Consider the following 15,092-nt stretch of genomic DNA (forward strand, 5'->3'; position numbering starts at 1 on the left):
AGCGGCCTCACACGAAGTGAGGTTGTTCGATGTTGGAACACGATGTGCCCAACTTAATCGAACATCCGCCTTATATCTCCTCGGCTTCGCCTACGGGTCTCTCACCTTCCGATCCAATCAACAACATATGATGAATTTATAAGAAAAACTTTTAAAGACAACAACCTTTGAGAAAACTGCCTTCTGATAAGAACTTACTTAATCCCTGAATGCGCCATTGTGTTCATGACTTTGCTTTGTAAAATGATGAAAATGATTAAATTGGGCAAAAACATGATCAAGGATGCCGCGGCCGCCATCCCTTGGCCTGCCACGTTGTTTCCTGTAGCCTGGGAGGCAAGTGTCGACATGTAAAACGCAAAGGTTTTCAGCCCTTCATCATTTACATAGAGGGTCGAGGATTCCACGCTATTCCATACGAGCTGGAATGAAAGGATGGCAATCGTCGCCATCGCCGGCTTGACCAATGGGACGATGATCCTGATAAAGATTTGAAAATCCGATGCACCGTCCATTTTCGCTGCCTCAATCAATTCGTTAGGAATTTGATCTATGAACTGCTTCACCAGGAATAATCCGATCGGCATGGCGAGCAAAGGAAAAATATGTACCCAGAAAGTATTGATCAATCCAAGTTTTTCAATCAGTAAATATCTTGGTATGGCCACTGCTGCCGGCACGAACATCAAGGCAAGCGTGTTGATTTCGAATATCGCTTTTTTAAGCTTGAATTCTTTTTTGGAAAGCGCATATCCGGCCATCGTGCTGATCAGCACGGTCAAGACGACAACTGTGATCGTTACGATGATGCTATTGAATAAATAGCGGATCATCGGGACGCCTGTCGAGTTTGTCTGCGTGAATAGATCCTTAAAGTTTTGCAAAGTCGGCTTCTGCACAAAAAACCTTGGAGGGTAGGCAAATAATTCATCTATCGGCTTAAATGCATGGAAGATGATATAGACGATCGGCAATGCCATGAAAACTGCCAAAGGGATTAGAAGCGCATAAAATTTAAATTGGCTTTTATGGAACTTGGTTGGATTCATCTTGGTGCCTTGAAAGGCTGACATATGATCACTCCCCGTTATTAGTCCTTTTCCCCGAACAGTTTCCATGCCACCTTGGAGAAAATATAAACAATCAATAGCAATACGACGGATACTGCTGCAGCGTATCCCATTTCGTAGCGGATGAACCCGTAATCCTCAATATGATTGACCATCAATTGGCCCGCATATTGCGGTGTGGGGTTTGCCCCGGATAAAGCGACACCTATCGCGCCTGCCTGGAAGGTCCCCACAACCGCCATCACCGCACCGAACAGCATTTGCGGCCTCATGGAAGGGATGGTGATATAGATGACCTCCTGGAAACGGTTGCGGATTCCATCGATGTATCCAGCCTCATATACTTCACTGTTAATATTGAGCACCCCTGAAAGCATCGCAAGGAATCCCACGCCCATGCTTCCCCAAAGCGTGACAAAGATCATGATTTTCATTAAATAGTCAGGCGACTGAAGCCATTGGATCGGCTCCACCAAGATCCCAAGGGTGATCAACAAGCTATTCAGATAACCTGTCTGGTCACCGCTGAATATGATCATCCACACAACGGACATGGCAACCCCTGCCGTCATCGATGGAGAATAGATGATCAGCGCCAAAATGGTCCGTGCCCTCTTAGGAATCTGCGCCAGCGCCCAAGCAAGGATGAATGACAGGATATACCCGCCTGGGCCGACGATCAATGCAAACGTCAACGTATTCGGCAATACCTTCTGCATGAATACTTCATCCTGCGTGATCAGGCTTACGTAATTGCTAAGACCCACGAATGATGGCGACTCGATGGCATTGAAATACGTAAAGGATAAAAGGATGGCGGCACCCACCGGAATGATGATGAACGTGATGAAAAATAATAGATACGGTGAAAGAAAAAATAATGGTGCGAAGTCTTTTTTATTTTTCATCCTGCTCGCCTGCCCAACTTTTCACTTGTTCAATGGATGGAACCCGATATGGTTTGATAACTTTTCCGTTTTTCATATATCCAAACTCCTCCATTTTTCTGCTTATTTCCCTGTCGATTGCAATGACGGAATCATCGACGGCAGACCTCGTATTCTCACCGTCAAACACGACTTTGTTCCAGATATTGCTCAGTTCCCTTTCCACCATGTAAGCCCCTGGCGTCTTCGGAACTTCTTTTAAATACTTCCATTGCTCAAGGATGACCTTCTTGTCCTCTTCCGGCCATGGCAAATTTTTAAATGCTTCAATATTGGCTGTATTCCACATATATTCAGGTCCATAAAGCGTCTGCAGATTGGTGGCAAATGCCGTCTGTGTCTCCTTGGACATCCACCATTTCAGTAGTTCCCAGGATTTTTTCTTATCCTTTGTCCCTTTGAAAATCATGGCTGATTGCCCCGATCCGGTTGCCCACCTTGCAACGCTTCCATCCGACTGCTTGATTCCAGGCTGAGGAGTGATTCCCCACCAGCCGGCAATTTCCGGTGCTGCGGAAGTCAATTGAACGTACGTCGTAAAACTGGAAACACCAATCGGCAATGTTGAATACCTGAAGTGGTCGTAAAAGTTCGGGACTTGCAGCGGCATACTGTATATCGTGTTAAGGTCGGTCATGAATTTAATCGCCTTCAACGATTGCTCGCTGTCGATGTCTGTTTTCATTCCGCCATCCTTGTACAAATCACCGTTGAATTGGTAAATGAATGGTGCAGTTGTCTGAAATGGCTTGAATCCACCAGCGCCTGCTATCGGAGTATAGTAATTCATCCCGACACGCTGCAGTTCCGGCAGGATGTCCACAACATCATTCCACGTATCCGGTACCGGGATGTTCAAGGCATTCAAGATGTCTTTCCGGTAAAATTGCACAAAGAAATCTTGCGTTTCCGGAAGTGCATAGACCGAATCATCCACCATCATCGGCAGGAATGCCCCCGGTGAAAATTGCTTGCTGAACTTTTCAAAATCCGGAAATTGGTGCAAGTCCACAGCGGCTCCACGGATGGATAATTCGTATGGCAGCCAGTTGCTGATGCCAAGGGCTACATCTGGCTGCTTTTTCGCAGCACTTGCCAAAATCAACTTCGATTCATCCGGCATGATGGAAAATTTGACATGAATGCCCGTTTTCGGCGTGAAATTTTGGTCGGCCATATTCTGGATCAACTCTACATACTGCCTTGGGCGATTCACCCAAACTTGAATGGTCTTATCATCGGTATCCGAAGCGGTATATGTCCCTGAATGGAACGATAGGAAAAACCTCTTTATCCCGAAAGCCGCTTTGGAAAAGAAATTGGCTTCAGCACTTGGAACCTTTTGATTTCCTCCATGGACATAAAATCGATCAATCAGAAGCGGCTGCTTCTGCATATCAATCAGGAGAGTGCCTAGCAATTGCGACACAGAGGAGGAGCCTTCCGACAGTTCTGTCAATCGGTTCGGTATTTCATCTGGCTTCTCGTTCAGTGTTCTTAGCTTCTTGGCAGCAAGCTTCAAAGACACGACTTCTCTTGGATCTTTTTTCGAGCTGCTGAGGCTCTTGACGTATTTGCTTTCATCCTCCAAAGCCTTCTCCCACCCGGCAACCCGCTTTTTAATATCTGGGATGTACTCGCTGATCTTCCAATCGCGGGAACGATCCATTTGATTTCCCGTAAGCTTTTTGATCGAAAGCGATAAATCTTCAATTCCTTTCATTACTTCATTCGTGGTATTGAATACTTCTTCATACGGCGAAGCATCCGCTTCAAGTGAAAGCGTGTGCTTCCCTTTTGAGAAATAAAATAGATATGGATGGCCTTTAACATTGCTTAAGGTCACATTCGACCAATCTTTTGTATAGTCAAAGGTATAATGCGCAACTTCTTTAAATGGAACGGATCCATCGATGAATACTTTTCTGAATACTGGTCCGCCTGTCTCCTTATTCTGCTGGACTTTGAAGGTGAGTCGATAATATCCGGCCTTTTTGATATCGACGCCCCAGTCTACCCGCTGTCCGCTTTCATCCCAAGACTCCCCGCCGAATGAATTGAGCAAAAGAAGCTTAGCATCATTCGGTTTGACGGAAGCATCCTGTACAGCCATCGGCCTTGTATAGGAGCTGTTTTTGGATTGGGGAATTTCAGCTTCTTGCGTTATCATTTCATCGACTGCCGGCTGATCATGATGACTTTTTATGTATTGCTTATACGTTGGAACTTCAGTCGGGGAATGTACTTTGATGCTTCCGATGAGCATCTCTCCGCGCAGGTTGGAAAGGGTGATTTCGTTCATCCCTTTTTTCAAATGATACTTCAATGCATCCGGCTGGAGATGGCTTGCATCCTCAGCACTGATTGTTTCCCATTTAGCGATCGCCTTTTGCTTCGGAATGATTTCATTTCCAAAGCGATCTTTTTCAAATTTAGATTTTACATTTTCCCAGCTCTTCGGGAAGACGATCCGCCTGCTTTCATAGTAGGGAAACTCTCCATTGACTTTGATTGAGCCCTCTATTGGAACAACCTCTTTATTTAATGGAAAATAATCGAATGAAATTTCGTATAAACCATCTTCTTTGACATCGACCTCAAACGAGGCAGAATTATGATTATGCCAATAGAAAACACGATCTCCATAACCTTTGCTTTTCGCTTCAGGGAGTAAATCCTTTTCATCCATACCTTTAAAATCTGACGGATGGACAGTCGCCTCGAAATCCGAGGCACTGCCCAATCCATCATTTTTCCAATTTTCGAGGACGGTATGATAGCGATCTTCCACCACTTTTTGAGCAGGCTGTACGACGCTTTTCGTATCCTCCGCCTTTGCAAACCCTTGCGGAATGATGAGGAAAAAAATCATCATCAGCCAAATCAATTTTCTGAATTTCATACAATCAACCTCCCCGAAAAATTGAGCATTACTTATTTAAAGAATCCATCGCTTCTTTTGTCTTTTGATCTGCCATTTGATCCAGTTGTTTCGCATAATCTTCCACTTTCAAGTCGCCCTTCACAAAACTATCCATCAATTGGCCGACCGTTGCGTTCTCATTGTCTCCCGCTTTGACCCCGGTTTGTCCTTCAAACCTTGCATCTACGTAGCCAGGAATGATTTTGACCGGCTCGACAATCGCATTATCGAGGTTGTCATATGCTGTACGGATCCCCGGGACATCTTGGATGGAGAAGAACTCATCCAAAACATCTTTGTCAGTGCTTACAGGAAGCGTGTTCATCATCTTTCCTTTTTCATCTGCGATTTTCATTCGTTTCATGAATCCTTCTTTTCCAAATGACATCCATTTTGCAAATTTATAAGCTTCTTCAGGATGTTTGCTTGATTTAGAGATGCCGACAAAGTCATTCGTTACGACTGTTCTGCCGCCAGGGATACCGATGAAGTCCCAATCGAAACTTGCATCTTGAGGAGCTGCCCAAGTACCATCCCATTTCACAGCCACTCCGCCTTGAAGCCAAACTTCTTCTGGGTTTTCGCCTTTGAAGTTCGCTTTTTGCTCATCCGTCAACGTTTCATACGTGTAGCCATTTGTGGCAAATTCCTTCGCAAGGTTCACACCTTTGATGAACTCCTTGCTATCAAGCGAATATTGTCCATCCTTATACGTATACCAGCCCATATCCTTGTTTGCTGCAGCCGGATACCAATCTGAAATGGAGAATGGATTATTCAATCCAGCAATCCCTTTATTGATATTGGTGACTTTTTTGACTGCATCTGTAAACTCCTGCAATGAAGGTCCATATTCGGGGTAGTCCAGATTTGCATCATTAAACAAATCTTTATTGACGAAATATCCAAGGAAATGCTGTGCATATGGGACTGCATAAACTTTTCCATTATAAGTGGCAGAGTCGCGCACCGCCTTCGAAATTTTGGCAAAGTCCTTGTCCTTTTCCGTCATTTTTGTGATGTCCATCAGCCAATTATTAGACAGCGCCAATGGGATTTGCGGCAGTGCAAACACATCCGGCATTTTTCCGCCGCTTGCTGCAGCCGACAACGTACCATTCCAATCGGAGGTGCTGATGGATTCATCGATTTTTACCTTGATATCCGGATTTTTTTCTTCAAATGCCTTGATCATCAAACGCTCCAGATTTTGTTCCTTTTCAGTCCCGAGCGTCCAGCTGGCAAATGAAATGGTTACCGGGTCCTTGCTGCTTTCCTTGTCAGAACTCGCTTTTTCCTTTGAGCTGCAGGCAGCCAAAGAAAGTGCCAATGCAGCCGAAACTGCCACAGAAACTATCTTTTTCATACATTTCCCACCCTTTTCCTTTGTTTTTTTTGGCTCTTTTCGTAAAGTTTGCTGCGATTTCAAAGGTTGATAGTCGTTGATTCATCCTTTTCTTTCAAACAATCTTTTAGAAAACAGCCTATTTGTATTAACGGCTTTGATAGCCTGTTACTACCTTTGTTGAAGTTGAAAGTGAATGGTTGCCGTCGGATTTGATTTCCGCATCCGGACAATGAACTCTTGATTTGATGCTTTAGAAACCTCAACCATTCCATTGCTCATCGGCTCCCAAGTCTTCGAAATGAATTTGAATTCTTCTTGCTGCTGAACCATTCTTACATCGAATTTCAATTCATGCTCGGTATTGGCCGATCCAAAAATTTCACCTGTTCCGAATACCAGCTTCAGATCATCGTGAAGTTCCACCTGATAAGGGAGCATCAGTCCACTTCGGGGCGGAACGACAATTTTCTTTCCGCCAAACAGAAGTTGATTTTTATATTCAATGACAGTCTCTTTTTCGTATTCGTCAAAATTCTGGAGGAAAAAGAACTGTGTCCCTTCGTCACTCTTCCGGACACTGATATCCACCTCATCCTGAAGGCGGAAGCGGGAATGCACGCCTGCTTTCTCGGCAAGCCTTTTAACCACTGAATTTTTATGATAAAAATCAATTTCCATCCCGATTCCAAACATCGTCAACATGCCTTTTCCGATCTTTTTCTGGAAGGCAGCCGCTTCTTTTTCCTCATGTTCTATCCACCCGAAAGCCCCTTCCCGGACTTCATATGTTTCAATAAACGCAGCACTTACACTATCGATTCCGGCAACATTGACAAAACCGTGATGTTCCGTCCCCTTTATCCGTACATCGATGAAGTCCCTTAAGATGGTGCAAGGCTTGTTCCTCAACGTTTTTGTCGGAATCGTAGGGAATAGGATCAGGTGACCTCCATTTTGCAAATATTGCGCCAATTTCCGTTGCACAGGCTCGTCCATCCACTCCGAAGCAAAAATCCAAAGCGTCGGCACCTTCCCTGGATCAATCTGCTGCTCATCCAACAAGTTCACACTGTCGAAGATGATATTGTTCGTTCTTAATGCCTTTGCCATTCCGTTGTATAAAAATGCTTCCCGCCCATGCTGTATTTGGTCGATCATCGATTTTGTATGATCATCATGGAATTCAGTCATGTAATAATCCGGATAAAATCCTAAATGGGTGTCCACCTCTGGCTTGGTCTCCAGCAATGGTGAATTGAAAACATTGAACATGTTCCCCAAATGCGAGATCACTCGATAATGCGGCCGCATTTCGCCTTTGGAGGATAAAGGTGCCTGCCATTCATGCCTCCTCCCCAGCAATCCGATATTTTCATAGTTTTCTCCACCCGAAAACATATAGTAATTGATTCCGTTCATTCCGTCTGCCACACATAACCGGGTGGTCAAGTCGAATGCCGATGGCTGCAGCCTCGGTTTATCATGACTGCATCCCCCTTGGAATTCTGCAGAAAACAATGGCTGTTCCTTCCATTGGATGGCTTTTGTAAATGAGTTGGCGAGTACGATATCAATGAAGTTGTCGTATTCGATATTGCCGATATAATAGTCTCCCGCCATCAATACATTTTCTATTTTTGCCGCTTCAAGCAACTGGGATATCCCAATTGGATACATCGTCCCTCGTTTGACAATATCGATTGTATGGAACCCGTGGATATTTACGACAAAAGGAATAGTTATTCCCTTTTGTTCAACTGATTCTTTCAAGTATTCTATGAATCTGCGATAATGCTGGCGCAGAAAAAGACTGAATTCATTCCTGAGTGAGAATGCATCATTCTCTTCTGGCTTTTTGACAATGGAATGAGTGAGTTCATGAATGTTGGAAGATGGTCTATTGAACTCTAATTCAAATTGTTCATCGCTGTATTTGCTTCTTATGTAGCCTTCAAATTGAGCTAAAGTCGATTCATTGTAATCCGGCTGGTTAATGACCCAATGAAACATCCCGACCTCATTGTCCAATTGAAAAAGAATGACCGGTCCTCCATTTCCCGCCTGATATGGTGCGATTACCGCACAGACAGCCTCATACCATTTCTCCACCTTTTCAAGGAAAAGTGGATGCATATAGCTGACCACACGAGTAGGATGCATTTCCCCTTCACTCGTTTGCGCAAGTGCTTCAGGATACTTTTCAATGAACCATGTCGGTACACCGTGATCAATGATTTCTGCCATGACATACGGACCTGGCCGAACAAGGCAGTACATGCCTTCTTCCTTGACGATCTGGAGGAAAGTATGAAAATCCTTTTCCGGCCTCGTCTCCCCAGTCAAATCTATGGCGCCTTCTTCCGCTTCATGAAATATCCAAGGTACATATGTACTGATCATATTTGCACCTGCGGCTTTGATCTGTCTGATTCTGTCTCTCCAATCCTGTTTGGGAACCCTAAAATAATGAAGTTCTCCCCCAAAAATGAAGGAATCTTTATCATTGACCGTTATCTTTCCGGCATTTACATTGATCATTTTTTTATCCCCCCATTAACCTGAATTTCTTTTCATGAAATCAACTTTTATGGAAGCCAGCTCATTATCCGGTTTCCGCTCTATCATATCGAACAGCGTATGCGCAGCATTTATCCCCCATTCTTTCCTTGGAATCCGCATGGTTGTGAGAGATGGCGTAAAATACTGTGCAACATTGATATCATCAAAGCCGATGATGGAAATGTCCTCTGGTACGTTTAACCCATATTCCTGGATAGCCCTGATGGCTCCCATCGCCATTTCATCATTTGCACATAAGAATGCGGTCGGGATTCCCGATTTGTCCTTCTCCATGCGTATTTTCATGGCTTGGTATCCACTTTCTTCGGTGAAATCCGCCCTTAATAAATCCTCGATCTGAAAAGGGATTTTTCCTTTCAAGAGCTCTTCGCGAAAGCCTGACAACCGCTGCTCACCATCATATGATTCTTCTGAACCGGCAATGAATCCCAACCTCTTATGTCCTGATTCAATCAGGTATTCTGCTGCCTTCCTCGCGCCTTCATTATTCGGTAAAAGTACATTTTGAATATTAGAATGATTTAATTCCCGATCAAGAACGACAATGGGGAGCTTTTCACTTGCCAATGAATATAAAAGCTCGTCTTCCATGTGGTAATTTAATACAATCGCTCCATCCACGTAGCGTTCAACGAGCATTCGGTGCCGGTCTACAGAGGAACTGACCACCAGCTCATATCCCTTTTCCATCACCACATCCTGAATGCCCTCCATCATGTCGTTAAAAAACGGACCTGTAAAACCGCTCAAAAACAAGCCAATGATCTTCGTTTTTTGTTCTTTTAAATTCTTGGCGGGGCCGTTTGGACGATATCCGATTTCCTTTGCTGCATCCATTACTTTTTTTCTCGTGTCCACCGCAACCAGGGGATTCCCATTTATCGAGTATGATGCGGTCGAGACACTTACCCCCGCATGCTTTGCCACATCCTTCAGCGTTGCCAAATAAAATCCCCCTTATTTGAAACGTTTCAATCAATTTTCAAAAAAATATTTGGATAATTATTGAATTGAAACGTTTCAAAAATATGAATTTAAAAAACAACAACAAAGTTGTCGAAACGTTTCACTTTTAAGTATGAGCTTATTATAAATCTTAATGTAATCGTTTTCAATAGTCTTTTCGTATATTTTTGACAATTCAAAAACATAAAGGGGTGGTCCTTTGGTGCCAGGCACCGAGGGGCCACCCCTTTTGTTATTTTTTACTGTGGCTCAGCAGCCATTCGAAGAATTTCGGATTGCTGTATGTTTCGGTCCAGGAGTCATGCCCTGCCTCTGGATAGACCGTAAATTCGATATTCCCGCCTTTTTGCCTTAACTCATTGACTAATTGTTCACTTTCTTCAATGGGAACGATATCGTCTTTTGCACCATGGAATGCCCAAACCGGTACATCTTTAAGTGCTTCCATCCCATCTGAAGATCCCCCGCCGCAAATAGGGGCAATCGCCGCAAATTGATCGGCATGTTTTTTTCCGATCTCCCAAGTTCCATAGCCGCCCATACTCAATCCTGTCAAGTATATCCGGCTTTCATCGATCCTGAATTTCGAAATCGTTTCATCCAGCAGCGCCATGACCGCTTCTTCATGAAGAAGCCAATTGGAGTATCGCTCTACTTCCAGTGGACATTGCGGAGATACAAGAATGAACGGAAAATCGTGATCTTCTGCAAGCTTGGGAGGTCCATTCCGCTTCACAATTTCAATATCGCTTCCCCGTTCCCCCGCTCCATGCAAAAAAAGGACGAGTGGATATGTTTGCGTAGAAGTTTCATAGTCTTTCGGAACATGCAAAAGATAATTTAATTTCACATTTTTTAAGATTTGGATGTCTTTTTGAAAAGATTGAATGATTTGACTCATTATGTCCTCCCCTTAATCGTTTATCCTTGTCATTATAATCGCAATTTTGTGAATTCTGCAAGTTGTCCATGTTCAGATGTTTACGAGGAGGATGGTCGGTTGGCCTTGTGGCTGCTGTAAATAGAGTGAATGAGTCGGTGGTGTCATATTGGGTCGGACTCAATTGATACATTGGTTTGATGATTTAATCGGATTTTAGGTCTCCTCCGGACTCTTTGGGACACCCTTTTGACGATTTAATCCGATTTCAGGTCTCAATCATGTTGTTGAAAGCTTATTTTGCTGGATACTAGATCTCAAAAAGAGTATTTGAGATCACTCCCCAATCCTGAACCAGTAAATCATAAAAAAACCGCCCCATTCGGGACGGAGTTTTACGAAGTTTTATTTTTCGTCCGGCTGTAGATATCGAACCAGACAGCTAAAATCAGAATGCTTCCTTTTACGATCAGCTGCCAGAAGGAATCAATGTTCATGATGCTCATGCCGTTATCGAGGCTTGCCATGACCAATGCGCCGACGATGGCCCCAGGGATGGTGCCGATGCCGCCCATCAGTGACGTTCCACCAATGACGCATGCCGCGATCGCATCCAATTCATACATATTTCCGGCGCTTACCGTTGCCGCATTGACCCGGGCCGTAAGGATGAGTCCAGCGATTGCAGCCAACGTGTTCCCTAGGACAAATACCATCAGGATCCTGCGCTTGATGTTAATCCCGGAAAGAACGGCCGCTTCTGGATTTCCGCCAAGTGCGTAAACTTGTCTGCCGAATACCGTACTCTTCGCAATGAACGTGAAGACTGCTGCCAAAACGATGACAACGATAAATGGAATGGGAATACCTTGATACGAATTCATTAAATACACAAATCCCATGATCAATGCGCCAATCCCGATGATCATGGCCGCCGTCCATTTCATCGGCAATACTTCAAAACCATATTTAATCCGATCATTTCGCTGCTTGATGATATAGTATACGGTAAAAATCAAGGTCGCCGTACCGAGGATCATTCCTACCAGCGGGATGATATAGCCTTGCCCGATAATTTTCAGGTCTGGTGTCAGCGGAGCGATTGTGCGGCTGTCCGTGATCCCTGTCAGAACCCCCCTGAATATGAGCATCCCCCCGAGCGTAACGATGAATGCCGGAACCGCCCGATAGGCAATCCACCAGCCTTGCCACAGACCAATCAATGCTCCGAGGATCACTGTCGCGGCGATGACAGCGACCGGGCTCCATCCGAACCAAACATTCAATATCGCCCCTACCCCACCGGTCAGACCAACCAGTGAGCCGACGGATAAATCGATTTGACCGGATACAATGACAAGCACCATTCCAATCGATAGAATGGAGGTAACAGACATTTGCAAAAACAGATTGGACAGATTTCTTGGAGTCAAAAATGTATCATTTAAAATAGTAAATAAAATCCAAATGACCAGCAGTGCCCCGATCATCGAATATGCCCGCATATCGAGCTTAAATAAGTTCACCTTTTTTTCCTTTACAACCACGTTTGAATCAACATTGGTCTTATTCGTAATTGTATTCATGAAACCTTTCCTCCCGTCGCTGCTCTCATCACTTTTTCCTGATCCGCTTCTTCCGCATTGAATTCTGCCGTGAATTTCCCTTCAGACATGACAAGCACGCGATGGCTCATCCCGAGAACCTCCGGAAGCTCGGAAGATATCATGACGATCGCCACTCCTTCTTTCACCAGCTCATTCATGATTTGATAAATCTCAAGCTTTGCCCCTACATCAATTCCACGGGTCGGCTCATCGAGAATCAGGACCTTCGGCTTTGTCATAAGCCATTTACCCAAAACGACTTTTTGCTGGTTCCCACCGCTTAAAGTCCCGACGACTGTTTCGATGGTCGGTGCTTTCACACGAAGCTTTTGCTTATAAAAGTTTCCTCCAAGGATTTCTTCATTCCGATTGATGATGGAAAATGGAGATATACTCTTCAGGCTTGACATGGATATGTTGTTTTTAATATCCATATTGAGTACGAGGCCATATTTTTTTCGATCTTCGGAAACGAGGGCCAAACCGTGTTGAATGGCCTGCGATGTATTTTTAATGGCTGCGTTATTCCCTTCGATTTCAACGGAGCCTTCACTTTTTCCAGGGTATGCCCCGAATAGGCTCATCACCAACTCTGTCCTCCCCGAACCCATTAGCCCGGCAATACCGAGGATTTCACCTTTTCTTACTTCAAAAGAGACGTTATCGATGACCTTTTTATCCGGGAGCTCCGCTTTGTAGACAGAATAATTTTTTACGGACAGCACCGATTCTTTAGCCTCGGATGGAAGCCGCGGGAAGCGGTCCTTTATTTCTCGTCCGACCATGTAGGCGATGACTTTATCCTCATCTAGGTCAGCCACCGAATGGGAGGCAACCGTTTGTCCATCCCGCAGCACAGTGATTCGATCAGCTATGTCGAACACTTCGCTGAGCTTATGGGAAATATAAATGCACGTTACACCTTTTTTCTTGAACTCCCTTAAAATCTCCAATAGGATTTTTACTTCTTTTTCGGTCAAGGCGGCTGTCGGTTCATCTAAAATAAGGATCTTCGCATTTTTAGATAATGCTTTGGCGATTTCAATCAGCTGCTGTTGTCCGATTCCAAGCGTCCCTGTTACGGTGTCTGCCCGGACGCCTTCCAATCCTACTTCATTGAGCCATTTTTCCGTTCTTTGGACCATGTCGTTCTTATTGACGATCCCAAACTTGGAGGGCTCGTTGCCAAGGACCAAATTCTCGGCGACGGTCATCTGTTTTACCAATGCCAGTTCTTGATAAATGATGGATATCCCTGCTTCTTCGGCGTCTTTTATGGATTGAAAGGATTGTTCCTTGCCATTGATCAATATCGTTCCTGAATAAGTGCCATGTGGATAAAGTCCGCTCAGCACCTTCATCAGCGTAGATTTCCCGGCGCCATTTTCTCCGCAAAGGGCATGGACTTCCCCTGTATTGACATGAAAGGTGACATCATCCAATGCTTTTACACCGGGAAATTCCTTGGTGATAGATTTCATTTCCAGTGCTATGCTCACGCTTATATTTCCTCCTTACCATATTCGTCTTCCGCTAAATGGATGGGACTGATCCATATTGAGCAGCTTTTCCCTTGCCCGCATCCATGAATCAGCCCCGTACACCACAGCTATTAGTTATAGATATCTTCTTTGGAATGGAATCCATCCTTGACGATCGTGTCGTCAATGTTATCTTTTGTTACGGCGATCGGGTCAAGCAAAATGGATGGAACATCGATTTTGCCATTGTTTACTGTAGCTGTTGTATCGACTTTTTCGCCTTTCGCCATTTTGATTGATAATTCAGCGACTGTTTCAGCAATCAATTTAATCGGTTTATATACCGTCATCGTTTGTGTCCCATCTACAATTCGTTTCACAGCCGCCAGCTCGGCATCCTGACCGGAAACCGGTACCTTTCCTGCAAGGTTTTGTGCTGCCAGCGCTTGAACGACTCCGCCCGCTGTTCCGTCGTTTGCTGCCACAACAGCATCAACTTTATTTTTATTCGCAGTCAACGCATTTTCCATGTTCGCCAACGCATTGGCAGGATCCCATTCATCCGTCCATTGATCGTAGACAACCTTGATATCCCCGCTGTCAATCAATGGCTGAAGGATATTCATCTGTCCTTTTTTGAATAAATGAGCGTTATTATCCGTGTCCGCTCCTTCGATCATGACATAGTTCCCTTTCGGTACAAGGGCAGTGATCGCTTTTGCCTGCATTTCCCCTACACGTTCGTTGTCAAATGATACATATAGATCCACATCTGAATTTTTGATCAAACGGTCATAAGAAATTACCTTGACGCCTTCTTTATGTGCCATTTCCACAATTGAAGCCGCAACTTCGGCATTATGTGGAACGACTACGAGGATGTCGACCCCTTGGCTGATCAAGTTCTCAGCTTGGGAGATTTGCTTTGCATCATCGCCGTTTGCTGCTTGAACGTTTACTTTTGCTCCAAGATCTTCTGCTTTTTTAACGAATAAGTCCCTATCTTTTTGCCAGCGTTCCTCTTCTAATGTGTCAAGCGAGAAACCGATCGTAATTTTCCCGTCTTTTTTATCCTTTGATTTTGCGCCGCTTGCGGCAGTATCTGTGCCCGATGTACAACCAACAAGCGATAACAGAAGCACAAGAATAAGACTGATAATGGCTAATCCCTTTGTTCTTTTCATTTCCCCTTCATCTCCTCTTCATTTCTCTTACACTATTAGACTAGCATCAATGAAAGCGGTTCAATTGTAATAGTTCCTTCACTTTTTTAAAATGAGTAGCACTATC

The 15,092-nt window shown here is 44.3% G+C and carries 10 protein-coding genes; all 10 read right to left on the reverse strand.

The window, feature by feature from the left end; translation table 11 throughout:
• Positions 1–194: 194 nt before the first annotated feature.
• Positions 195–1,073, reverse strand: a complete 879-nt coding sequence (locus D9X91_RS05815; RefSeq protein ID WP_121679642.1) for a carbohydrate ABC transporter permease — start codon at positions 1,071–1,073, stop codon at positions 195–197.
• Between the two features lie 17 nt (positions 1,074–1,090).
• Complete coding sequence (locus D9X91_RS05820; protein ID WP_121679643.1) at positions 1,091–1,978, reverse strand: carbohydrate ABC transporter permease; 888 nt, start codon at positions 1,976–1,978, stop codon at positions 1,091–1,093.
• The gene (locus D9X91_RS05825) at positions 1,968–4,919 is read right to left on the reverse strand and encodes an extracellular solute-binding protein (protein ID WP_233569710.1); all 2,952 of its coding nucleotides are present in this window, start codon (positions 4,917–4,919) and stop codon (positions 1,968–1,970) included. The genes D9X91_RS05820 and D9X91_RS05825 overlap by 11 nt, the downstream gene beginning before the upstream one ends.
• A gap of 28 nt (positions 4,920–4,947) precedes the next feature.
• Positions 4,948–6,306 (reverse strand): ABC transporter substrate-binding protein, encoded by a 1,359-nt coding sequence (locus D9X91_RS05830; protein ID WP_121679644.1) that lies wholly within the window; start codon positions 6,304–6,306, stop codon positions 4,948–4,950.
• 150 nt (positions 6,307–6,456) lie between these two features.
• On the reverse strand, positions 6,457–8,826 hold the full coding sequence (locus D9X91_RS05835) for a beta-galactosidase (protein ID WP_121679645.1): 2,370 nt from the start codon (positions 8,824–8,826) through the stop codon (positions 6,457–6,459).
• Between the two features lie 15 nt (positions 8,827–8,841).
• Positions 8,842–9,813 carry a LacI family DNA-binding transcriptional regulator gene (locus D9X91_RS05840; protein WP_121679646.1) on the reverse strand — a complete coding sequence of 324 codons (972 nt, stop codon included), beginning with the start codon at positions 9,811–9,813 and terminating at the stop codon, positions 8,842–8,844.
• Between the two features lie 253 nt (positions 9,814–10,066).
• On the reverse strand, positions 10,067–10,735 hold the full coding sequence (locus D9X91_RS05845) for a carboxylesterase family protein (RefSeq protein ID WP_121679647.1): 669 nt from the start codon (positions 10,733–10,735) through the stop codon (positions 10,067–10,069).
• A 374-nt stretch (positions 10,736–11,109) separates the two neighbouring features.
• Complete coding sequence (locus D9X91_RS05850; RefSeq protein WP_121679648.1) at positions 11,110–12,300, reverse strand: sugar ABC transporter permease; 1,191 nt, start codon at positions 12,298–12,300, stop codon at positions 11,110–11,112.
• The gene (locus D9X91_RS05855) at positions 12,297–13,802 is read right to left on the reverse strand and encodes a xylose ABC transporter ATP-binding protein (RefSeq protein WP_121679903.1); all 1,506 of its coding nucleotides are present in this window, start codon (positions 13,800–13,802) and stop codon (positions 12,297–12,299) included. Before D9X91_RS05855 ends, D9X91_RS05850 begins: the two co-directional genes overlap by 4 nt.
• Positions 13,803–13,933: 131 nt before the next feature.
• On the reverse strand, positions 13,934–14,986 hold the full coding sequence (gene xylF / locus D9X91_RS05860) for a D-xylose ABC transporter substrate-binding protein (RefSeq protein WP_121679649.1): 1,053 nt from the start codon (positions 14,984–14,986) through the stop codon (positions 13,934–13,936).
• Positions 14,987–15,092 lie beyond the last annotated feature (106 nt).

It is taken from the genome of Falsibacillus albus (assembly GCF_003668575.1).
GTDB lineage: Bacteria > Bacillota > Bacilli > Bacillales > DSM-25281 > Falsibacillus > Falsibacillus albus.

Coding starts and splice junctions, on each gene's coding strand:
- D9X91_RS05815 (WP_121679642.1), bottom strand. CDS start 1,073: ATGTCAGCCTTTCAAGGCACCAAGATGAATCCAACCAAGTTCCATAAA.
- D9X91_RS05820 (WP_121679643.1), bottom strand. CDS start 1,978: ATGAAAAATAAAAAAGACTTCGCACCATTATTTTTTCTTTCACCGTAT.
- D9X91_RS05825 (WP_233569710.1), bottom strand. CDS start 4,919: ATGAAATTCAGAAAATTGATTTGGCTGATGATGATTTTTTTCCTCATC.
- D9X91_RS05830 (WP_121679644.1), bottom strand. CDS start 6,306: ATGAAAAAGATAGTTTCTGTGGCAGTTTCGGCTGCATTGGCACTTTCT.
- D9X91_RS05835 (WP_121679645.1), bottom strand. CDS start 8,826: ATGATCAATGTAAATGCCGGAAAGATAACGGTCAATGATAAAGATTCC.
- D9X91_RS05845 (WP_121679647.1), bottom strand. CDS start 10,735: ATGAGTCAAATCATTCAATCTTTTCAAAAAGACATCCAAATCTTAAAA.
- D9X91_RS05850 (WP_121679648.1), bottom strand. CDS start 12,300: ATGAATACAATTACGAATAAGACCAATGTTGATTCAAACGTGGTTGTA.
- D9X91_RS05855 (WP_121679903.1), bottom strand. CDS start 13,802: ATGAAATCTATCACCAAGGAATTTCCCGGTGTAAAAGCATTGGATGAT.
- xylF (WP_121679649.1), bottom strand. CDS start 14,986: ATGAAAAGAACAAAGGGATTAGCCATTATCAGTCTTATTCTTGTGCTT.